Origin of the sequence: Burkholderia sp. 22PA0106 (genome assembly GCF_047497155.1) — a bacterium.
Lineage (GTDB): Bacteria > Pseudomonadota > Gammaproteobacteria > Burkholderiales > Burkholderiaceae > Burkholderia.
This window is the reverse complement of record NZ_CP163163.1, coordinates 4,162,461-4,182,766: the sequence shown is the minus strand read 5'-3', so window position 1 is coordinate 4,182,766 and position 20,306 is coordinate 4,162,461. Positions and strand designations below refer to the sequence as shown.

The window sequence follows — 20,306 nt, the reverse complement described above, 5'->3', positions numbered from 1 at the left end:
CGTTTTCCTGTAACTGTCAGCTTATTTCTTCAGCGCTTGAGCGGCGCGGCGCGGACCCTTACGGGTACGTGCATTCGTACGCGTACGCTGGCCACGCATCGGCAGACCCTTGCGATGGCGGACGCCGCGGTAGCAACCGAGGTCCATCAGGCGCTTGATGTTCATCGTCACTTCACGGCGCAGATCGCCTTCGACGACAAACTTGCCCACTTCTTCACGCAGCTTTTCGAGGTCTGCGTCGTTCAGGTCTTTGACCTTCTTCGAGAATTCGACGCCTGCTGCGACGCAAATGCTGCGAGCGCGCGTGCGGCCGACACCGAAAATCGCCGTCAGGCCGATCTCGGTATGCTGGTGATTCGGGATGTTAACCCCTGCGATACGAGCCATTGTTTTTCCTCAAACAAAAAGCGCAAACAAGCGCAATCAGCCTTGACGCTGTTTATGGCGCGGGTCCGAGCTGCAGATCACGCGAACAACGCCTTTACGCTTGATGATCTTGCAATTGCGGCAAATGCGCTTAACCGATGCCATCACTTTCATGATATTACCCTTTTTACAAATCACTTCGCCCGGAACACGATCCGCGCACGCGACAGATCGTAAGGCGTCAATTCAACCGTCACCTTGTCGCCCGGAAGGATACGGATGTAATGCATCCGCATCTTGCCCGAGATATGCCCCAGTACGACATGGCCGTTTTCCAGCTTCACACGGAAGGTAGCATTGGGAAGGTTTTCAACCACCTCACCCTGCATCTGGATCACATCGTCTTTGGCCATGATCGTTCAACGCACTGGAATGTTGCCGCCCTTGAAATTGGCTTTCTTGAGCAGCGACTCATACTGTTGCGACATAACGTACGACTGCACCTGCGCCATGAAGTCCATCGTGACGACGACAATGATCAGCAGCGACGTTCCACCAAAATAAAACGGTACATTCCAACGCAGCACCAGAAATTCCGGGAGCAGACACACGAAGACGATGTAGATCGCACCGGCCAGCGTCAGACGCGTGAGGATGCGGTCGATATATCGCGCGGTTTGGTCGCCCGGACGGATACCCGGAACAAACGCGCCGCTTTTCTTCAGGTTATCCGCCGTTTCCCTGCTGTTGAACACCAGTGCGGTGTAGAAGAAGCAGAAAAACACGATCGCCAGCGTGTACAACAGCACATACACCGGCTGACCCGGCTTCAGCGCTTCCGCCACATTATGCAGCGTGTCGGAAAGCCAGCCCTTGTGCTCACCCGAACTGAACCAGCTCAGGATCGTTGCCGGGAACAGGATGATCGACGATGCGAAGATCGGCGGAATCACGCCCGACATGTTCAACTTCAGCGGCAGGTGCGACGACTGCCCACCGTAAATCTTGTTGCCTACCTGACGCTTCGCGTAATTCACGAGGATCTTGCGCTGACCGCGTTCGATGAACACGACCAGGTAAGTCACCGCAGCGATCAGCACGACGATGATGATCGCCGACGCATAACCCATTGCGCCCGTGCTCACCAGATCGAACAGCGAACCCACCGAGTTCGGAAGCCCCGATGCGATACCGCCGAAGATGATGATCGAAATACCGTTGCCCAGACCGCGTTCCGTGATCTGCTCACCGAGCCACATCAGGAACATCGTGCCGGTCACCAGCGTGACGACCGTCGTGAGACGGAACAACACGCCCGGATCGATCACGAGCCCCGGCTGATTGCCCAGCGCAGCCGCGATGCCGAAGGCCTGGAACGTAGCCAGAACGACGGTAAAGACACGCGTGTACTGCGTGATCTTCCGTTGCCCCGCCTGCCCTTCCTTCTTCAGCGCCTCGAGCTGCGGCGAGACGATCGCCAGCAACTGCATGATGATCGACGCGGAGATGTACGGCATGATCCCCAGCGCGAAGATCGTAAAGCGGGACAACGCACCACCCGAGAACATGTTGAACATGCCCAGGATGCCGCCTGACTGGCTCTGGAACAGCTTCGCCAGTTGATCCGGATCGATACCCGGAACCGGGATGTGCGCGCCGACGCGATAGACGAGCAACGCCAGGAGCAAGAACATTGCTCGCCGGCGCAGATCGCCGAACTTCGCCGTGCTACGACCGGGTTTTGCGAGACTCGGGCTGTTAGCCAAGTATCTTCTCCGATGCAGATGCTAGTAACGGCACGTGAGTGCGTTACTCGGCAAACGAACCGCCAGCCGCTTCGATCGCTGCGCGCGCCGACTTCGTCGCACCGAGACCCTTCACGACAATCTTGCGCTTCAGTTCGCCCGTGGCGATGATCTTTGCGCTCTTCGTCAGCTCGCCGACCAGGCCGGCTTGCTTCAGTGCGAGCAGATCGATCTCGTCGACCGGCAGCTTCTCGAGGTCGCCCAGACGCACTTCACCGACGAATTCCTTCGTCAGCGACGTGAAGCCGCGCTTCGGCAGACGACGTTGCAGCGGCATTTGACCGCCTTCGAAGCCAACCTTGTGGAAACCGCCCGAACGCGATTTCTGACCCTTGTGACCACGGCCGGCCGTCTTACCGAGGCCGGAACCGATGCCGCGGCCGACGCGACGCTTAGCATGCTTCGCGCCTTCTGCCGGCTTCAGGTTATTCAATTCCATATCAACTCCTAGATCGGTAGTCGGCGCTTAGCCGATGACCTTAACAAGGTACGAAACCTTGTTGATCATGCCGCGCACCGCCGGCGTATCCTGCAGCTCGCTGACCGAGTTGAGGCGACGCAGACCCAGGCCACGCACGGTGGCACGGTGAGTTTCGCGGGTCCCAATCAGGCTCTTGACGAGCTGAACCTTGACAGTTTTATCAGACATGGTGACCACCGCTTAGCCCAAAATTTCTTCGACGGACTTGCCGCGCTTGGCAGCAATGTCAGCCGGCGTCGACTGCTTGCGCAGGCCGTCGAGCGTTGCACGAACCAGGTTGTACGGGTTCGTCGAGCCATGGCTCTTCGCGACGACGTTTTGCACGCCCATCACGTCGAACACGGCACGCATCGGACCACCAGCGATCACGCCCGTACCATCCTTCGCCGGAGCGAGGAGGACAGCGGATGCGCCGTGCTTGCCGTGCACTTCATGTTGCAGCGTACCGTTCTTCAACGGCACCTTGAACATGTTGCGGCGAGCCTGCTCCATTGCCTTCTGGACAGCAACCGGCACTTCCTTCGCCTTGCCCTTGCCCATGCCGACGCGGCCATCACCGTCGCCAACCACGGTCAGTGCGGCGAAGCCGAGAATACGGCCACCCTTCACAACCTTGGTCACGCGATTGACCGAAATCATTTTTTCGCGAAGGCCGTCGTCGCGCTCGTCGGCCTGAACTTTCGCTTGCATCTTTGCCATGACGAATTCTTCCTTAGAACTTGAGCCCAGCTTCGCGAGCTGCATCAGCCAGCGCCTTCACGCGGCCATGGTAGCGGAAGCCCGAGCGGTCAAAGGCGACGGATTCGATGCCGGCGGCCTTGGCCTTCTCGGCGATACGCTGACCGATCAGAGTCGCTGCATTGACGTTGCCGCCCTTGCCCGACAGATCAGCCAGCTGCGCACGCACTTCGGCTTCGAGCGTCGACGCACTGGCAACCACCTTGGTGCCGCACGGCGAGAACACTTGAGCGTAGATGTGCGAATTCGTGCGATGCACGGCGAGACGCGCGACCTGCAGCTCAGCGATCTTGATACGCGTCTGGCGAGCGCGGCGCAGGCGAGATTGAGTCTTATCCATGATTGCGCACCCTTACTTCTTCTTCGTTTCTTTGAGGATCACAACCTCGTCGGAATAGCGCACGCCCTTGCCCTTGTAGGGCTCCGGCGGACGGTAACCGCGAACTTCCGCAGCTACTTGACCGACTTGTTGCTTGTTGATCCCCTTGATCACGATTTCGGTTTGCGTCGGGGTTTCAGCCTTGATGCCTTCCGGCATCTGGTGCACCACCGGGTGCGAGAAACCCAGCGACAGGTTCAGCTTGTCGCCTTGCGCCTGCGCACGATAACCAACGCCAACCAGCGTCAGCTTGCGCTCGAAACCCTTGGTCACGCCTTGCACCATGTTCGCGATAATCGCGCGCATCGTGCCCGACAGTGCATTTGCTTCGCGGCTTTCGTCGACCGGCGCCAGGTTCAGCGTGCCGTCGTTGTTCACCACCGTCACAAGCGGATTCACCACTTGCGCGATCGTGCCCAACGGACCCTTCACGGTGATGGAGCCGTTTGCCAACGTCACCTCGGCGCCTTGCAGCGCGATCGGGCTTTTACCTACTCGAGACATATTCTTTCTCCTCGATTAAGCGACGTAGCAGATGACTTCGCCGCCGACGCCAGTAGCGCGCGCCTTGCGATCAGTCATCACGCCCTTGGGCGTCGACACGATTGCCACACCCAGGCCATTCATGACCTGAGGGATGTCATTGCGACCGCGGTACACGCGCAGGCCAGGCTTCGAAACGCGCTCAAGGCGTTCGATGACCGGGCGGCCAGCGTAGTACTTCAGTGCAATATTCAGTTCTGCCTTCGCGCCTTCGGTCTTGATCGCGAAATCATCGATATAGCCTTCGTCCTTCAGGACTTGGGCGATCGCGATCTTGACTTTCGACGAGGGCATTGCCACCGACACCTTCTCGACCATCTGCGCGTTGCGGATGCGAGTCAGCATATCGGCGATAGGATCACTCATGCTCATTTACGTTTCTCCTATTACCAGCTCGCCTTGGTCAGGCCAGGAATCTCGCCGCGGAAAGCGATTTCACGAATCTTGTTACGCGCGAGGCCGAATTTACGGAACGTGCCACGCGGACGGCCCGTAATCGCACAGCGGTTACGCTTGCGGGTCGGGTTCGAATTGCGGGGCAGTTGTTGCAGTTCGAGACGTGCGGTGTAGCGCTCTTCGTCCGACTTGCTCGCGTCGTCGATGACTGCCTTCAGTGCCGCACGCTTCGGTGCGAACTTTGCTGCCAGGCGAGCACGCTTCTTTTCACGTTCGATCAGTGCCAGTTTAGCCACGGTAACCTCAGTTTCTGAACGGGAACTTGAAGCTGGCGAGCAGTGCCTTCGCTTCGTCGTCGGTCTTCGCGGTCGTCGTGATGCTGATGTTCAGCCCACGCAGCGCGTCGATCTTGTCGTAATCGATTTCGGGGAAAATGATCTGCTCTTTCACACCGATGTTGTAATTGCCACGGCCGTCGAATGCACGACCCGACACGCCGCGGAAATCGCGCACGCGGGGCAGGGCAACCGTCACGAAACGATCGAGGAATTCGTACATCGCACGACCACGCAGCGTCACCATCGCACCGATCGGATAGCCTTGACGGATCTTGAAGCCCGCAATTGCCTTGCGAGCCTTCGTCACAACGGGCTTCTGACCAGCGATCTTCGTCAGATCGCCAACGGCGTTCTCGATGATCTTCTTGTCAGCGATCGCTTCGCCAAGGCCCATGTTCAGGGTGATCTTGGTGATGCGCGGCACTTCCATGATCGACTTGTAGCCGAACTTCTCGACCAGGCCGGGAACTACCGTTTCTTTGTAAAACTCTTGAAAACGTGCCATTTCTATACTCCGGTCAGGCCAGCACGGCACCAGTCGTCTTCAGAAAGCGGACCTTCTTGCCTTCTTCGACCTTGATGCCAACACGCGAAGCCTTGCCGTTCGCGTCGACCAATGCGACGTTCGAAATGTTCAGCGGCATCGTCTTCGCTTCCACGCCACCCGTCGTACCCTTCATCGGGTTCGGCTTCACATGCTTCTTGACGAGGTTGATACCTTCGACAGTGACATGTTCGGCACCGACGGCCAGCACGACACCGCGCTTGCCCTTGTCCTTGCCGGTGATGACGATGATTTCGTCACCCTTGCGAATCTTATTCATCGCGACTCCTTACAGCACTTCCGGCGCCAGCGAAACGATCTTCATGAATCGTTCGCTACGCAGCTCACGCGTGACCGGCCCGAAAATACGGGTGCCGATCGGCTCGAGCTTGTTGTTCAAAAGCACAGCGGCGTTGCCGTCGAACTTGATCAGCGAACCGTCTTGACGACGTACGCCCTTGGCGGTGCGAACCACCACGGCGTTGTAGATTTCGCCTTTCTTCACGCGCCCGCGCGGCGTTGCTTCCTTGACGGTCACCTTGATGATGTCGCCAATGCTGGCATAACGACGCTTCGAGCCGCCGAGCACCTTGATGCACAGAACTTCGCGTGCACCCGTGTTGTCGGCCACTTCAAGCCGAGATTCGGTCTGGATCATGGTTTATCTTTCCCAACTTAATCCGGATACCCCACCATGAGGCATACGGTCAGTCTTGGTCCCGTCAGCCAATCGGCTGCTTGGGTTTGAACAGCAGCGACGGCAAACGAAACCCGCCATCGCAAATCGGTGAATCTATCGAACTGACAGGACGTCAGCCCGCTTCCCCCACCGAGACTTTGCCCGCGACGGGGCTCCCATACAGAGGGAAGACCGGGATTATAACAAATAATCCCGGCCACGCAAGCAAAAACTTTGCGACTTCAAGCACTGCTACTGCTTGTGGGCCTTTCGGCCCTCCCGCTTAGATGACGCGGGCTGCTTCGACCAGGCGCGACACCGTCCAGGCCTTCGTCTTCGAGAGAGGACGCGTTTCCTGGATCTCGACGAGATCGCCTTCGTTGTAGGTGTTAGCCTCGTCGTGCGCGTGATACTTCTTCGAGCGCACAACGTACTTGCCGTAGATCGGATGCTTGACGCGGTTTTCGATCAGCACCGTGACGGTTTTATCCATCTTGTTGCTGACAACCCGACCGACGAGCGTCCGCTTGAGCGAGGTTTTTACGCTATCGTTCATTTCTGGTTCGCCTTCTGAGTCAGGACGGTCCGCACACGAGCGATGTCGCGACGCACCTTCTTCAGCTGGCTCGTGTTCGTGAGCTGCTGGGTCGCGAGTTGCATGCGCAGGCCGAATTGCGCCTTAAGCAGATCCGACAGCTCCTTGTTGAGCGCTGCCTGATCTTTCTGGAGAAGTTCGGAAGCCTTCATATTTTCTCCTTAGGCGCCGAGCTGACGAACGATGAACGCCGTCTTCAGCGGCAGCTTCGCTGCAGCCAGACGGAACGCTTCGCGTGCCAGTTCTTCGGTTACGCCATCCATTTCATACAGCATCTTGCCCGGCTGAATCTCGGCGACGTAGTACTCAGGGTTACCCTTACCGTTACCCATCCGTACTTCGGCCGGCTTCTGCGAAATCGGCTTGTCCGGGAAAATGCGAATCCAGATACGGCCGCCACGCTTGATGTGACGCGTCATGGCACGACGCGCCGCTTCGATCTGACGCGCGGTCAGACGGCCGCGACCGATAGCCTTCAGGCCGAATTCACCGAACGAGACGGCGTTGCCGCGCGTCGCGATACCGGTGTTGCGACCCTTCTGCTCTTTACGATACTTTCTGCGTTTCGGTTGCAGCATCGTTATTCTCCAGTCTTGCCGTCTTCCGGCTTGCCTGCAGCGCGACGCGGAGCGCCACGACGGGCACCCGGACCACCGCCTTCACCGTCACGGCGCGGACGACGATCGCCCGGACGCGCGTTACGGCGCGGACGCTTGTCTTCCGTCACTTCCTCGACCACCGGCGCGTCGTTGCGGCCCAGCGTATCGCCCTTGTACACCCACACCTTGACGCCGATGATGCCGTAGGTCGTCTTCGCTTCCGAGGTCGCGTAGTCGATGTCGGCACGCAGCGTGTGCAGGGGCACGCGGCCTTCGCGGTACCACTCCGTACGTGCGATTTCGATGCCGTTCAAACGGCCCGCGCTCATGATCTTGATGCCTTGGGCACCCAGACGCATGGCGTTTTGCATCGCACGCTTCATCGCGCGGCGGAACATGATCCGACGCTCGAGCTGTTGCGTGATCGAGTCGGCGATCAACTGAGCATCGGTTTCCGGCTTGCGGATTTCCTCGATGTTGACGTGAACCGGAACGCCCATGCGGCGTTGCAGTTCTGCCTTCAGTTGCTCGATGTCCTCACCCTTCTTGCCGATGACGACGCCCGGACGCGAGCTGTAAATCGTGATCCGTGCGTTCTTCGCCGGGCGCTCGATGACGACGCGACCGACCGAAGCGTTCTTCAGCTTCTTCTTCAGATACTCACGGACGCCGATGTCTTCCTGCAGCATCGCCGCGAAATTGTTGTTGTTCGCGTACCAACGCGAAGCCCAATTGCGGCTGACGGCCAAACGGAAGCCAGTCGGATGAATTTTCTGTCCCATCGTGCGACCCCTTAATTCCCGACCGTCACAGTGATGTGACAGGATTGCTTCTCGATGCGGTTACCGCGGCCTTTGGCGCGCGCGGTAAAACGCTTCAGCGACGCTGCCTTGTCGACGAGGATGCTCTTGATCTTGAGCTCGTCGATATCCGCGCCTTCGTTGTGCTCCGCATTGGCGATGGCCGACAAAACGACCTTCTTCACGATGCCGGCGGCTTTCTTCGGCGAGAACGTCAGAACGTTCAGTGCCTTGTCCACCGGCAAACCGCGGATCTGGTCAGCCACCAGGCGCGTCTTCTGCGCCGAAATGCGGGCACCGCGATGAATTGCTTTCACTTCCATCTTGATTGCCCCTTATTTCTTGGCCTTCTTGTCGGCCGCGTGACCCTTGAACGTCCGGGTCAGTGCGAACTCGCCAAGCTTGTGGCCGACCATGTTTTCCGAGATGTACACCGGTACGTGTTGACGGCCGTTATGCACGGCGATCGTCAGACCAATGAAATCCGGGAGAATCGTCGAGCGACGCGACCAGGTCTTGATCGGCTTCTTGTCGCGCGTAGCTGCAGCTGCCTCAACTTTCTTCAGCAAATGGGCGTCGCAGAACGGACCTTTTTTAACAGAACGTGCCATTGCCTACTCCTTAGCGCTTATGACGGCGCTGGACGATCATCGTCGTCGTGCGCTTGTTGCTACGCGTACGGAAGCCCTTCGCCGGCGTGCCCCACGGGCTAACCGGATCGCGGCCTGCCGCGGTCTTGCCTTCACCACCACCGTGCGGGTGATCGATCGGGTTCATCGCGACACCACGGACCGTCGGGCGGATACCGCGCCAACGATTTGCACCGGCCTTACCGATCTGACGCAGGCTATGTTCTTCGTTGCCCACTTCACCGATCGTTGCGCGGCACTCGATGTGCACGCGGCGGATTTCGCCCGAACGCAGACGAACCTGCGCGTAGACGCCTTCGCGCGCCAGCAGCATGGCCGACGTGCCGGCCGAACGCGCGATTTGCGCACCCTTGCCCGGCAGCATCTCGATGCAGTGGATCGTCGTACCGACCGGAATGTTGCGGATCGGCAGCGTGTTGCCTGCACGGATCGGCGCTTCCGAACCCGACAGGAGCTGCTGGCCAACCGTCACGCCCTTCGGCGCGATGATGTAGCGACGCTCGCCGTCTGCGTACAGAACCAGCGCGATGTTCGCGCTACGGTTCGGGTCATACTCGAGACGTTCGACCTTCGCCGGGATGCCGTCCTTGTTGCGACGGAAATCGACGATACGGTACTGTTGCTTATGACCACCGCCCTTGTGGCGGGTGGTGATGCGGCCGTTGTTGTTACGGCCAGCGGTCACGCTCTGCGAGTCGAGCAGGGCCGCGAACGGCTTACCCTTGTGCAGATCCTTGTTGACCACCTTGACCATCGCACGGCGACCCGGCGAAGTCGGCTTAACTTTAACGATTGCCATGATTACTTGGCCTCCGCTTCAAAGTTGATTTCCTGGCCGGGCTTCAGGCAGACATACGCCTTCTTCACGTCTTTGCGACGGCCCATCGAACGGCCGAAACGCTTCTGCTTGCCCTTCTGGACCAGCATGTTGACGGAATTGACTTCCACCTTGAACAGCAGCTCGACCGCGGCCTTCACTTCCTGCTTCGTGGCATCCGGTGCGACTTCGAACACAACTTGCTCGTTCTTGTCTGCAACCAGCGTCGCCTTTTCCGAGACTACCGGCGCGAGCAGGACCTGCATCAAACGATGATCGTTTTTGCGAATCTCGCTCATGACAGCAACTCCTCGATCTGGGCGACCGCAGCCTTCGTGACCAGGATCTTCTTGAAGTAGATCAGCGACAGCGGGTCGGCGTAACGCGGCTCGACAACTGCCACATTCGGCAGGTTGCGCGACGCGAGGTACAGGTTTTCTTCGACGGTGTCCGTGATCACGAGCACGGACTCCAGGCCCATGGCCTTGAACTTCTCGGCCAGCAGCTTGGTCTTCGGCGCTTCGAGCGTGAACTCTTCAACGACCGACAGACGGCCTTCGCGGGCAAGTTGCGAGAAGATGGAGCGCAGACCTGCGCGGTGCATCTTCTTGTTGACCTTGTGCGAGAAGTTTTCTTCCGGCGAATTCGGGAAAATACGGCCACCGCCGCGCCACAGCGGGCTCGACGACATACCGGCACGAGCACGGCCCGTACCCTTCTGGCGCCACGGCTTCTTGGTCGTGTGCTTGACTTGCTCACGATCCTTCTGCGCGCGGTTACCCTGGCGAGCGTTCGCCTGGTAAGCAACGACGACCTGGTGGATCAGTGCTTCGTTGTAGTCACGACCGAACACTGCGTCCGATGCGTTGACGACTGCACCTTCCTGACCATTTTCATTCAGGAGCTTGAGTTCCATTATTTCGCTCCCTTGGCCTTGACGGCCGGCGTCACGAAGACTTTGCCGCCCTTCGCACCCGGAATGGCACCCTTCACGAGCAGCAGCTTGCGCTCTGCGTCGATACGTGCGATTTCGAGGTTTTGAACCGTAACCGTGTCGTCACCCATGTGGCCCGTCATGCGCTTGCCCGGGAACACACGACCCGGATCCTGCGCCATACCGATGGAACCCGGAACGTTGTGCGAACGCGAGTTACCGTGGGATGCGCGACCCGAAGCGAAGTTATAACGCTTGATCGTACCGGCGTAGCCCTTACCGATCGACACGCCTTGCACGTCGACCTTCTGGCCTACTTCGAAGAGATCGGGACCGACGATGGCGCCGTTCGACAGCTCGGCTGCCTTGGTCGCATCGATACGGAATTCCTTGAGAACTTCACCAGCTTCTACGCCAGCTTTGGCGAGATGACCTGCCAGCGGCTTCGTCACGCGCGATGCACGACGGGAGCCGAATGCAACCTGAACAGCCGTGTAGCCGTCGGTTTCAACAGTCTTGATCTGCGTCACGCGGTTGTCCGACACGTCCAGCACGGTGACGGGAATCGAATCCCCTTCAGCCGTGAAAATACGGGTCATGCCAACCTTGCGACCTACGAGTCCAAGGCTCATCGTTTTCTCCATTCCCGACTGCGATTGGTCGGGGCTAATTTACAAAACGCCGCGCTTGCCGGAACGGCAGGTACGCAGGCTTTTACGCAAATGCGCGAAAAGCCAAGCATTATAGCCAAGCTTTTCGTTTTTCGCAAGCAATCAATGACTTAGCGCTTCCGGCCGGGGCCGGATCCGCCGAAAGCCTTACTGCAGCTTGATTTCGACGTCGACGCCTGCCGGCAGGTCGAGCTTCATCAGCGCGTCAACCGTCTTGTCGGTCGGATCGACGATGTCCATCAGGCGCTGGTGCGTACGGATTTCGAGCTGGTCACGCGACGTCTTGTTGACGTGCGGCGAGCGGAGGATGTCGAAACGCTGAATGCGCGTCGGCAGCGGCACCGGGCCACGGACGATTGCGCCGGTCCGCTTCGCGGTGTCGACGATTTCGGCAGCCGACTGATCGATCAAGCGATAGTCGAAAGCCTTCAGGCGAATGCGGATTTTTTGTTGAGCCATGACAATTCCTTGAAAAGAGCGAGGCGATGTTGCATCGCCAGATCACAAAAAAGAACGTAGGAACGGGTGCTCCCGGAGAGGGAGCACCCGTTCCCGGGCGCTGCATATTACACCAAAACCAGACCGACGCGTTTAGGCGAGGATCTTTGCAACGACGCCGGCGCCGACGGTACGGCCGCCTTCGCGGATTGCGAAGCGCAGACCTTCTTCCATGGCGATCGGAGCGATCAGCTTCACCGTGATCGACACGTTGTCGCCCGGCATGACCATTTCCTTATCCTTCGGCAGTTCGATCGAGCCCGTCACGTCCGTCGTACGGAAGTAGAACTGCGGACGGTAGTTGTTGAAGAACGGCGTGTGACGGCCGCCTTCGTCCTTGCTCAGCACGTACACTTCAGCCGTGAAGTGCGTGTGCGGCTTGATCGAGCCCGGCTTCGCCAGAACTTGACCACGCTCCACGTCTTCACGCTTCGTGCCGCGCAGCAGGATACCGACGTTGTCGCCTGCTTGACCTTGGTCCAGCAGCTTGCGGAACATTTCGACGCCCGTGCAGGTCGTCTTCACGGTGTCCTTGATGCCGACGATTTCGAGTTCTTCGCCGACCTTCACGATGCCGCGTTCGATACGACCCGTCACCACCGTGCCGCGGCCCGAGATCGAGAACACGTCTTCCACCGGCATCAGGAACAGGCCGTCAACTGCGCGTTCCGGCGTCGGGATGTACGTGTCCAGTGCGTCGGCCAGGTTCATGATCGCCACTTCGCCCAGCTCGCCCGTGTCGCCTTCCAGCGCCAGCTTGGCCGAACCCTTCACGATCGGCGTGTCGTCGCCCGGGAAGTCGTACTTCGACAGGAGTTCGCGAACTTCCATCTCGACCAGTTCGAGCAGTTCTGCGTCGTCCACCATGTCGCACTTGTTCAGGAACACGATGATGTACGGAACGCCAACCTGACGGGCCAGCAGGATGTGCTCGCGCGTTTGCGGCATCGGGCCGTCTGCTGCCGAGCAAACCAGGATCGCGCCGTCCATCTGTGCGGCGCCCGTGATCATGTTCTTCACATAGTCAGCGTGGCCCGGGCAGTCGACGTGTGCGTAGTGGCGGTTAGCCGTTTCGTACTCGACGTGTGCCGTGTTGATCGTGATGCCGCGCGCCTTTTCTTCCGGTGCCGCGTCGATCTGGTCGTAGGCCTTCGCTTCGCCGCCGAACTTCTTCGTCAGCACCGTCGTGATTGCTGCCGTCAGCGTCGTCTTGCCGTGGTCGACGTGACCGATCGTACCAACGTTGACGTGCGGCTTGGTCCGCTCAAATTTACCTTTTGCCATGATTCTCTTCTTTCAAAAATGAATGTTTGGAGGAGACGACTTACTTCGACTTTGCGCTGATGATCGCTTCGGCGACGTTGCGCGGCGCTTCGGAGTAGTGCTTGAACTCCATCGTGTACGTGGCGCGACCTTGGGTCAGCGAACGCAGCGACGTCGAGTAGCCGAACATTTCCGACAGCGGCACTTCGGCGCGCACGATCTTGCCGCCGCCCACCATGTCTTCCATGCCCTGGACGATACCGCGACGGCCCGACAGGTCGCCCATCACGTTGCCCATGTAGTCTTCCGGCGTTTCGACTTCAACCGCCATCATCGGCTCCAGCACGACCGGGCTCGCACGGCGCATTGCTTCCTTGAACGCCATCGAACCGGCCATGCGGAACGCGTTTTCGTTCGAGTCAACATCGTGGTACGAACCGAACGTCAGGTGCACCTTCACGTCGACGACCGGGAAGCCAGCCAGCACGCCGGCCTTCAGCGTGTCCTGGATACCCTTGTCGACCGCCGGGATGTATTCACGCGGAATCACACCACCCTTGATCTCGTCGAAGAACTCGTAGCCCTTGCCCTGCTCGTTCGGCTCGAGCGTGATGGTTGCGTGACCGTACTGGCCGCGACCACCCGACTGCTTGACGAACTTGCCGTCGACGTCCTTCGCCGTTGCACGGATGGTTTCGCGGTAGGCAACTTGCGGCTTGCCGACCGTGGCTTCCACGCCGAATTCACGACGCATGCGGTCCACCAGAATTTCGAGGTGGAGCTCGCCCATGCCCGAAATGATGGTTTGGCCCGATTCTTCGTCCGTCTGGACGCGGAACGACGGATCTTCCTGTGCCAGGCGGTTCAGCGCCAGGCCCATCTTTTCCTGGTCCGGCTTCGTCTTCGGCTCGACGGCCTGCGAGATCACCGGCTCCGGGAACACCATGCGTTCCAGGATGATCGGGTGCTGCGGATCGCACAGCGTGTCGCCCGTGGTCGCGTCCTTCAGGCCGACCGCTGCAGCGATGTCGCCTGCACGGACTTCCTTGATTTCCTCGCGCTGGTTCGCGTGCATCTGCAGAATCCGGCCCAGGCGTTCCTTCTTTCCCTTGGTCGAGTTCAGCAGCGTGTCGCCCGAATTCACGATGCCCGAGTACACACGGAAGAAGATCAGCTGGCCGACGAACGGGTCGGTCATGATCTTGAATGCCAGCGACGAGAACTTCTCTTCGTCCGACGCCACGCGTTCGACCTTGTCGCCATTGTCGAGTTCGCCCGTGACCGGGGGAATGTCGATCGGCGACGGCAGGAAATCGATCACGGCGTCGAGCATGCGCTGCACGCCCTTGTTCTTGAACGCGGTACCGCACAGCATCGGCTGGATTTCGCAGGCGATCGTACGGTCGCGCAGCGCCTTGACGATGTCGGCTTCCGGCAGATCGCCTTCTTCCAGGTACTTGTTCATCAGGTCTTCATTGGCTTCGGCAGCCGCTTCGACCATCTTTTCGCGCCATTCCTTGCACGTTTCAGCAAGTTCAGCCGGGATGTCGACGTAGTCGAACTTCGTGCCCTGGGACGCTTCGTCCCAAACGATCGCCTTCATCTTCAGCAGATCGACCACGCCCTTGAAGCCTTCTTCCGCGCCGATCGGCACCACGACCGGAACCGGGTTCGCCTTCAGGCGCAGACGGAGCTGGTCGTAGACCTTGAAGAAGTTCGCGCCGGTACGGTCCATCTTGTTGACGAACGCCAGACGCGGAACCTTGTACTTGTTGGCCTGACGCCACACGGTTTCCGACTGCGGCTGAACGCCACCCACCGCGCAGTACACCATGCACGCACCGTCGAGCACGCGCATCGAGCGCTCGACTTCAATCGTGAAGTCGACGTGACCCGGGGTGTCGATGATGTTGATGCGGTGTTCCGGATAGTTGCCGCCCATGCCCTTCCAGAAGGCGGTGGTAGCAGCGGACGTGATCGTGATGCCACGTTCCTGTTCCTGTTCCATCCAGTCCATCGTGGCAGCGCCGTCGTGAACTTCACCGATCTTGTGGTTCACGCCGGTGTAAAACAGGATGCGCTCGGTCGTCGTCGTCTTGCCGGCGTCGATGTGGGCGCTAATACCGATATTGCGGTAGCGCTCGATAGGAGTCTTGCGAGCCACTTTGAATCCTCTATGGGTTAACGCAACGCAAGGTTGCGTTACGCCTCAACACAAACGGGCGAGGCGCCTGAAACAGCGCACCCGCCCGGATTTTTACCGCTTGAGTCTCGCTCTCGCTTAGAAGCGGAAGTGCGAGAACGCGCGGTTGGCTTCTGCCATCCGGTGAACTTCGTCGCGCTTCTTCATCGCGCCGCCGCGGCCTTCGGCCGCTTCGGAGAGTTCACCTGCCAGGCGCAGTGCCATCGACTTCTCGCTACGCTTCTTCGCAGCCTCACGCAGCCAACGCATCGCCAATGCCATACGACGCGACGGGCGCACTTCGACCGGAACCTGATAGTTCGCACCACCAACGCGACGGCTCTTCACTTCGACCACCGGCTTCACGTTGTTCAGCGCGACAGTGAACACTTCCAGCGGGTCCTTGCCACCCTTGGTCTGGATCTGTTCGAAAGCGCCATAAACGATGCGTTCCGCGACCGACTTCTTGCCGGACAACATCAGCATGTTCATGAATTTTGCAACATCAACGTTACCGAACTTCGGATCCGGCAACACTTCCCGCTTGGGGACTTCGCGACGACGCGGCATGTTTCTTCCTTTGACTTTTCAGTTGGAGCTGAAATCCAGCCCCGCGGCCACCAACAAACCCGATTCATCTCGTTCGACTAACCAGCTTGGCCGGGTGACCACTTACTCGACAGCACCGGCTATCCGGCACTACCGCATTAACCGCCTGACGGCGATCACCTTTCAGAGGCAACTTACTTCTTCGTGGCCTTTGCACGCTTCGCGCCGTACTTCGAGCGCGCTTGCTTACGATCCTTGACGCCCTGGGTATCCAGCGAGCCGCGAACCATGTGGTAACGCACACCCGGCAAATCCTTCACACGGCCGCCGCGGATCAGCACAACCGAGTGTTCCTGCAGGTTGTGGCCTTCACCGCCGATGTACGAAATCACTTCGAAGCCGTTCGTCAGACGAACCTTGGCGACCTTACGGAGTGCCGAGTTCGGCTTCTTCGGCGTCGTGGTGTACACGCGAGTGCACACGCCGCGACGCTGGGGGCAGTTCTGCAAGGCCGGGCTCTTGCTCTTGGTCGTTTCCGACTCACGGCCTTTGCGAACCAGTTGGTTGATGGTTGGCATTGTGTATTCCTGAAAATGACAAAAACCGGCACACTCGCATCGGGCAAAGCGACGCAGGCATGCCTGTGGTGATCCGACGCCCCGCTGACACCCCGCCCGCCGCCACTTCTTGTCGGCCCGCGAGTTTACCTACCGGGAATCGGAACCCGCCATCTTAAGCCAAAAATCCCAAGCGGGTCAACAGCTTGCGTGATTTGCCGACGCAACAATAAGTGACGAATCAGTGACGGCCGGCTGCGGTGATCGCAATGCAGCATCGCGCCTCACCGCAACCGGCTCGGCTCGATGCATTTACGCAGATTCGACCACGTCGATGAGCTCGTCGCCGAACCGTTCGAGCTTGCGGGCGCCGATGCCGGGGATATGGCGCAGATCCTCGACGGATTCGGGCGCGTTGCGCGCGATCTCGGCCAGGGTGGCATCGTGAAAGATCACGTAGGCGGGCACGCCGTCGCTCTTGGCGGTTTCGGCGCGCCAGGTGCGCAGCCGCTCCCAGCAGGCGCGTTCGCGCGCGGACATGCCGGCGGTGGGATCGGCGCGCGCGCCGCTGCGCGTCGATGCATTGCGCGAGCTCTTGGGCTTGACGTAGCGGCGCAGCGTGACGGTTTCCTCGCCCTTGAGCACCGGCTTGCTCGCCTCGGTCAGCACCAGCGCGCCGAAGCCGCCGTGATCGATGGCCAGGTAACCGAACGCCACGAGCTGGCGGAAGATCGCGCGCCATTCGGGCTCGGACAGCTCGGCGCCGATGCCGAACGTGCTCAACGAATCGTGGCCGCGCTGCTGGATTTTTTCCGTTTTCGCGCCGCGCAGGACTTCGATCAGGTGGCTCGCGCCGAAGTTGAAGCCGCTCGCGCGCTGCGCGCGGAACACGCAGGACAGGGCCATGCGCGCTTCGCGCGTGGCGTCCCAGGTGTTGGGCGGCTCGAGGCAGGTGTCGCAGTTGCCGCAGGGCTGGCTCGCTTCGCCGAAATAGCCGAGCAGGCGCACGCGGCGGCACGACGCGGTTTCGCACAGGCCGAGCAGCGCGTCGAGCTTGGACGTCTGCACGCGCTTGTGGGCGTCGTCGGCTTCGGATTCATCGATCATCTTGCGCTGCTGCACGACGTCGCCCAGGCCATACGCCATCCAGGCATTCGCGGGCAGGCCATCGCGGCCCGCGCGGCCGGTTTCCTGGTAATAGCCCTCGACGCTCTTGGGCAGGTCGAGGTGGGCCACGAAGCGCACATCGGGCTTGTCGATGCCCATGCCGAACGCGATGGTCGCGCACATCACGATGCCCTCCTCGCGCTGGAACATCTCCTGATGGCGCTGGCGCACCTCGAATTCCATGCCGGCGTGATACGGCAGCGCGCGCACGCCCTGCGTCTTGAGCCACTCGGCCGTTTCCTCGACCTTGCGACGCGACAGGCAATACACCACGCCGGCATCGGTGGTGCCGTCGGCATTGGTGTGTTCGGCGCGAATGAAATCGAGCAGTTGCGAGCGCGCGTTGTCCTTTTCGACGATCCGGTAGCGAATGTTCGGGCGATCGAAGCTCGACACGAACACGCGCGCATCGTCGAGCGCGAGGCGCTGGACGATCTCGTCGCGCGTGATTTCGTCGGCGGTGGCCGTCAGCGCGATGCGCGGCACGTACGGGAAGCGCTCGTGCAGGATCGACAGCTTGATGTATTCGGGCCGGAAATCGTGCCCCCACTGCGATACGCAATGCGCCTCGTCGATCGCGAACAGGCCGATGCGCGTGCGTTCGAGCAGATCGAGGAAGCGCGGCGTCATCAGCCGCTCGGGCGCCACGTAGAGCAGATCGAGTTCGCCCTCGCGCAGCGCGCGCTCGGTGGCGGCCGCCTCGGCGCCCGACAGCGTGGAATTCAGGTAAGCGGCGCGCACGCCCACTTCGGTCAGCGCGGCGACCTGATCGTGCATCAGCGCGATCAGCGGCGAGACGACGATGCCGGGGCCTTGCCCCGACTCGTGGCGAACCAGCGCCGGGATCTGGTAGCAGAGCGACTTGCCGCCGCCGGTGGGCATCAGCACGAGGCAGTCGCCGCCGCCCGCGACATGCTCGACGATCTCGCCCTGTTGGCCGCGAAAGGCCGGATAACCGAAAACTTCGTTCAGGATTTCGAGCGCGCGCGACATGAGGCAGGTGGGATCGTTTGAAAAATCAAGGCTGCATTTTACAGACAGAAGCCGCCCCGACCTCGCCTTCTTGTCCGGATTGGCCATTCGGACGGGATTGCTCGACCGCCGGCGCGCTGGTTGCGCCGCCGTGTGCCGAATCGGCGGGCGGCCGTGCGGCCAGCGAAATCGAGATCGCCATGCGCTGGCCGCCAGCATCGAGCGAGACCTTGTTCACAAAGCCGTAGACATGCCCGCGCAGCGACACGCAGAGCGAATCGTCGCCATCGACGCCGATCTCGGCCATCTCGCTGTCGGAGATCAGGAACGGCGCGCGGCGGTCCATCAGGCTACCAAGTGCGGCTTGGGCAAGGTCGCGCCCGGACAGGTAGTAGTCGTAGAGGAAAGGCGATGACGCTCCTTGGCCGAGCCGCCGCACCACGTAGAGCCGCAGCCCGGGGCGCAGCACGCGCGTGCGCACGACCGCGTCGTGGGAAACACCGTGGTGACGCAGATACCACCAGCCCGGCACGGCCATCACCGCCAGCAACACGCAGAGCACGAGACCGGCCACGCCGATCCCGCGATTGACCGCCGCATCGTTTCGCATGATCACTTACCTCGGTTAGTCGCGCAGCCGGAGCGCGATCGTGAAGGCAGAAGATCATCCAGCGGGCGCCGGTTCAAGCGCGCCGGCCTGAATCAGAAAGATGTCGAGCAGCGACCATAGCATCCGGTCCATCTCGAAACAACGGATGCACAGGCAAAAACGGCGCCCCTATAATTCGGCATTTTTTCGCTTCCGGAGGCCGCGATGACTCGCAGCGTACGCGCCGCATTGCTCAACGACCGGCTCGACTGGAACCTGCTCCGGACCTTCCTCGTGATCGCGCGCGAACAGAGCGTGAGCCGCGCCGCGGCGCACCTGCACATCACGCAACCGGCCGTCAGCCATGCGTTGCGGCGGCTCGAGGAGCAGCTCGGCCGCAAGCTCGTGCAGCGCAGCGGCCCGCGCATCGACATCACGCGCGCCGGCCACGAGGTGCGCGAAATCGCCGAGGAAATCTACGGCAGCATCTCGCGTCTCGCCAGCGACGAAGGCGTGGCCGATCACTACGTGTCGGGGCTGGTGCGCCTGATCACTGTCAGCGGTGTGCAGTCGGGGGCCTACGACGATTTCCTCGGCGACTTCCATCGCGACTACCCCGACGTCGATCTCGACGTGCAGGTGATGCGCAGCGCCGACGTGCCGAGCGCCCTGCTCCAGCACACGGCCACGGCCGCGCTGAGCCTGAACCGGCACGTCGACGGGAAGATCGCGCAGCAGTTGTTCATGCCGCAGCGCTACGCGCTGTTCTGCGGGCGGCGCCATCGTCTGTTCGGGCAGTCGGGGCTGGGCGTCGACGACCTGCGCGAAGAGAATTTCGTATCGTTTGCGGGAGATCAGCTTGGCGCGTCATTGTCGGTGCTGAGTGTGTTCCGCGACCAACACGGGCTGGCCGGGCGCATCGTGGCGACCTCGGCCAGCATGGCCGAAATGGTGAGACTGATCGTGGCCGGATTCGGCATCGGCAGCCTGCCCGAGCACGTCGGGCAAGCGCAGGTGGAAGCAGGCCGCATGATGCGGCTGCCGCCCGCCGACGGCGTGGCCGACCTCGACGTGATGCTGCTGTGGGCGGCCGATCGCAAGCCGCGCGCGGCGGAGGCCGTGTTTCTCGAGCGAATCCGCGCGTTCGCGCAGGGCGGCGGCAAGACCGACGACGCAGCGCAGTAAGCCCGGCGC

Annotated in this window: 32 protein-coding genes; 1 reads left to right on the top strand and 31 read right to left on the bottom strand. The window is 60.6% G+C overall.

Going from position 1 to position 20,306, the window contains the following annotated elements; genetic code table 11:
* Positions 1-21 precede the first annotated feature (21 nt).
* From rpsM to AB4850_RS33585, 31 genes are all read right to left on the bottom strand, one after another.
* Complete coding sequence (gene rpsM, locus AB4850_RS33735) at positions 22-387, bottom strand: 30S ribosomal protein S13 (protein WP_013696382.1); 366 nt, start codon at positions 385-387, stop codon at positions 22-24.
* A 36-nt stretch (positions 388-423) separates the two neighbouring features.
* On the bottom strand, positions 424-540 hold the full coding sequence (gene rpmJ / locus AB4850_RS33730; protein ID WP_004199844.1) for a 50S ribosomal protein L36: 117 nt from the start codon (positions 538-540) through the stop codon (positions 424-426).
* 20 nt (positions 541-560) lie between these two features.
* Positions 561-779: a translation initiation factor IF-1 gene (gene infA, locus AB4850_RS33725; RefSeq protein ID WP_012734373.1), complete on the bottom strand. Its 219-nt coding sequence runs from the start codon at positions 777-779 to the stop codon at positions 561-563.
* 6 nt (positions 780-785) lie between these two features.
* A complete protein-coding gene (secY, locus tag AB4850_RS33720; RefSeq protein ID WP_414443693.1) occupies positions 786-2,132 on the bottom strand; it encodes a preprotein translocase subunit SecY in 1,347 nt (448 codons plus the stop codon).
* A 43-nt stretch (positions 2,133-2,175) separates the two neighbouring features.
* Complete coding sequence (rplO, locus tag AB4850_RS33715; protein ID WP_206125767.1) at positions 2,176-2,610, bottom strand: 50S ribosomal protein L15; 435 nt, start codon at positions 2,608-2,610, stop codon at positions 2,176-2,178.
* 27 nt (positions 2,611-2,637) lie between these two features.
* A complete protein-coding gene (gene rpmD / locus AB4850_RS33710; RefSeq protein WP_028199571.1) occupies positions 2,638-2,820 on the bottom strand; it encodes a 50S ribosomal protein L30 in 183 nt (60 codons plus the stop codon).
* A 12-nt stretch (positions 2,821-2,832) separates the two neighbouring features.
* Complete coding sequence (gene rpsE / locus AB4850_RS33705) at positions 2,833-3,351, bottom strand: 30S ribosomal protein S5 (RefSeq protein ID WP_206125780.1); 519 nt, start codon at positions 3,349-3,351, stop codon at positions 2,833-2,835.
* Positions 3,352-3,364: 13 nt separating this feature from the next.
* Positions 3,365-3,730, bottom strand: a complete 366-nt coding sequence (gene rplR / locus AB4850_RS33700; RefSeq protein ID WP_206125766.1) for a 50S ribosomal protein L18 — start codon at positions 3,728-3,730, stop codon at positions 3,365-3,367.
* Between the two features lie 12 nt (positions 3,731-3,742).
* Positions 3,743-4,273 carry a 50S ribosomal protein L6 gene (gene rplF, locus AB4850_RS33695; protein ID WP_414443692.1) on the bottom strand — a complete coding sequence of 177 codons (531 nt, stop codon included), beginning with the start codon at positions 4,271-4,273 and terminating at the stop codon, positions 3,743-3,745.
* A 15-nt stretch (positions 4,274-4,288) separates the two neighbouring features.
* Positions 4,289-4,684 carry a 30S ribosomal protein S8 gene (rpsH, locus tag AB4850_RS33690; protein WP_206125764.1) on the bottom strand — a complete coding sequence of 132 codons (396 nt, stop codon included), beginning with the start codon at positions 4,682-4,684 and terminating at the stop codon, positions 4,289-4,291.
* 14 nt (positions 4,685-4,698) lie between these two features.
* The gene (rpsN, locus tag AB4850_RS33685; RefSeq protein WP_414443691.1) at positions 4,699-5,004 is read right to left on the bottom strand and encodes a 30S ribosomal protein S14; all 306 of its coding nucleotides are present in this window, start codon (positions 5,002-5,004) and stop codon (positions 4,699-4,701) included.
* 7 nt (positions 5,005-5,011) lie between these two features.
* Positions 5,012-5,551: a 50S ribosomal protein L5 gene (gene rplE, locus AB4850_RS33680; RefSeq protein WP_206125762.1), complete on the bottom strand. Its 540-nt coding sequence runs from the start codon at positions 5,549-5,551 to the stop codon at positions 5,012-5,014.
* Positions 5,552-5,564: 13 nt separating this feature from the next.
* Complete coding sequence (rplX, locus tag AB4850_RS33675) at positions 5,565-5,870, bottom strand: 50S ribosomal protein L24 (protein ID WP_414443690.1); 306 nt, start codon at positions 5,868-5,870, stop codon at positions 5,565-5,567.
* A 9-nt stretch (positions 5,871-5,879) separates the two neighbouring features.
* Entirely contained in the window at positions 5,880-6,248 is a 369-nt protein-coding gene (gene rplN / locus AB4850_RS33670) for a 50S ribosomal protein L14 (RefSeq protein WP_206125760.1), read from the bottom strand.
* A gap of 304 nt (positions 6,249-6,552) precedes the next feature.
* Positions 6,553-6,825 carry a 30S ribosomal protein S17 gene (gene rpsQ, locus AB4850_RS33665; protein WP_414443689.1) on the bottom strand — a complete coding sequence of 91 codons (273 nt, stop codon included), beginning with the start codon at positions 6,823-6,825 and terminating at the stop codon, positions 6,553-6,555.
* Positions 6,822-7,016, bottom strand: coding sequence for a 50S ribosomal protein L29 (gene rpmC / locus AB4850_RS33660; protein WP_004199856.1), 195 nt, complete (start codon positions 7,014-7,016; stop codon positions 6,822-6,824). The genes rpsQ and rpmC overlap by 4 nt, the downstream gene beginning before the upstream one ends.
* Positions 7,017-7,025: 9 nt before the next feature.
* On the bottom strand, positions 7,026-7,442 hold the full coding sequence (gene rplP, locus AB4850_RS33655) for a 50S ribosomal protein L16 (protein WP_013696371.1): 417 nt from the start codon (positions 7,440-7,442) through the stop codon (positions 7,026-7,028).
* A gap of 2 nt (positions 7,443-7,444) precedes the next feature.
* Positions 7,445-8,245 (bottom strand): 30S ribosomal protein S3, encoded by an 801-nt coding sequence (rpsC, locus tag AB4850_RS33650; RefSeq protein WP_414443688.1) that lies wholly within the window; start codon positions 8,243-8,245, stop codon positions 7,445-7,447.
* An 11-nt stretch (positions 8,246-8,256) separates the two neighbouring features.
* Positions 8,257-8,586, bottom strand: a complete 330-nt coding sequence (gene rplV, locus AB4850_RS33645; RefSeq protein ID WP_206125757.1) for a 50S ribosomal protein L22 — start codon at positions 8,584-8,586, stop codon at positions 8,257-8,259.
* Between the two features lie 12 nt (positions 8,587-8,598).
* Positions 8,599-8,874, bottom strand: coding sequence for a 30S ribosomal protein S19 (gene rpsS, locus AB4850_RS33640; RefSeq protein ID WP_042623627.1), 276 nt, complete (start codon positions 8,872-8,874; stop codon positions 8,599-8,601).
* A 10-nt stretch (positions 8,875-8,884) separates the two neighbouring features.
* Complete coding sequence (gene rplB, locus AB4850_RS33635; RefSeq protein WP_414443687.1) at positions 8,885-9,712, bottom strand: 50S ribosomal protein L2; 828 nt, start codon at positions 9,710-9,712, stop codon at positions 8,885-8,887.
* A gap of 2 nt (positions 9,713-9,714) precedes the next feature.
* The gene (gene rplW / locus AB4850_RS33630; RefSeq protein WP_206125755.1) at positions 9,715-10,029 is read right to left on the bottom strand and encodes a 50S ribosomal protein L23; all 315 of its coding nucleotides are present in this window, start codon (positions 10,027-10,029) and stop codon (positions 9,715-9,717) included.
* Entirely contained in the window at positions 10,026-10,646 is a 621-nt protein-coding gene (gene rplD, locus AB4850_RS33625; RefSeq protein WP_206125754.1) for a 50S ribosomal protein L4, read from the bottom strand. Before rplD ends, rplW begins: the two co-directional genes overlap by 4 nt.
* The gene (gene rplC / locus AB4850_RS33620; RefSeq protein ID WP_414443686.1) at positions 10,646-11,296 is read right to left on the bottom strand and encodes a 50S ribosomal protein L3; all 651 of its coding nucleotides are present in this window, start codon (positions 11,294-11,296) and stop codon (positions 10,646-10,648) included. The genes rplD and rplC overlap by 1 nt, the downstream gene beginning before the upstream one ends.
* A gap of 186 nt (positions 11,297-11,482) precedes the next feature.
* Positions 11,483-11,794, bottom strand: a complete 312-nt coding sequence (gene rpsJ, locus AB4850_RS33615) for a 30S ribosomal protein S10 (RefSeq protein WP_206125752.1) — start codon at positions 11,792-11,794, stop codon at positions 11,483-11,485.
* Between the two features lie 132 nt (positions 11,795-11,926).
* Entirely contained in the window at positions 11,927-13,117 is a 1,191-nt protein-coding gene (tuf, locus tag AB4850_RS33610; protein ID WP_414443665.1) for an elongation factor Tu, read from the bottom strand.
* Positions 13,118-13,157: 40 nt separating this feature from the next.
* Positions 13,158-15,260: an elongation factor G gene (gene fusA / locus AB4850_RS33605; protein ID WP_414443685.1), complete on the bottom strand. Its 2,103-nt coding sequence runs from the start codon at positions 15,258-15,260 to the stop codon at positions 13,158-13,160.
* Positions 15,261-15,377: 117 nt separating this feature from the next.
* Positions 15,378-15,848 carry a 30S ribosomal protein S7 gene (rpsG, locus tag AB4850_RS33600; RefSeq protein WP_006477195.1) on the bottom strand — a complete coding sequence of 157 codons (471 nt, stop codon included), beginning with the start codon at positions 15,846-15,848 and terminating at the stop codon, positions 15,378-15,380.
* Between the two features lie 173 nt (positions 15,849-16,021).
* Positions 16,022-16,405: a 30S ribosomal protein S12 gene (gene rpsL, locus AB4850_RS33595; protein WP_206125750.1), complete on the bottom strand. Its 384-nt coding sequence runs from the start codon at positions 16,403-16,405 to the stop codon at positions 16,022-16,024.
* Between the two features lie 291 nt (positions 16,406-16,696).
* Positions 16,697-18,544, bottom strand: coding sequence for a DNA helicase RecQ (recQ, locus tag AB4850_RS33590; protein WP_414443684.1), 1,848 nt, complete (start codon positions 18,542-18,544; stop codon positions 16,697-16,699).
* 25 nt (positions 18,545-18,569) lie between these two features.
* On the bottom strand, positions 18,570-19,133 hold the full coding sequence (locus tag AB4850_RS33585; RefSeq protein ID WP_414443683.1) for a hypothetical protein: 564 nt from the start codon (positions 19,131-19,133) through the stop codon (positions 18,570-18,572).
* Positions 19,134-19,337: 204 nt separating this feature from the next.
* Between AB4850_RS33585 and AB4850_RS33580 the strand changes: the two genes are divergently transcribed.
* Positions 19,338-20,297, top strand: coding sequence for a LysR family transcriptional regulator (locus tag AB4850_RS33580; protein WP_414443682.1), 960 nt, complete (start codon positions 19,338-19,340; stop codon positions 20,295-20,297).
* Positions 20,298-20,306: the final 9 nt, after the last annotated feature.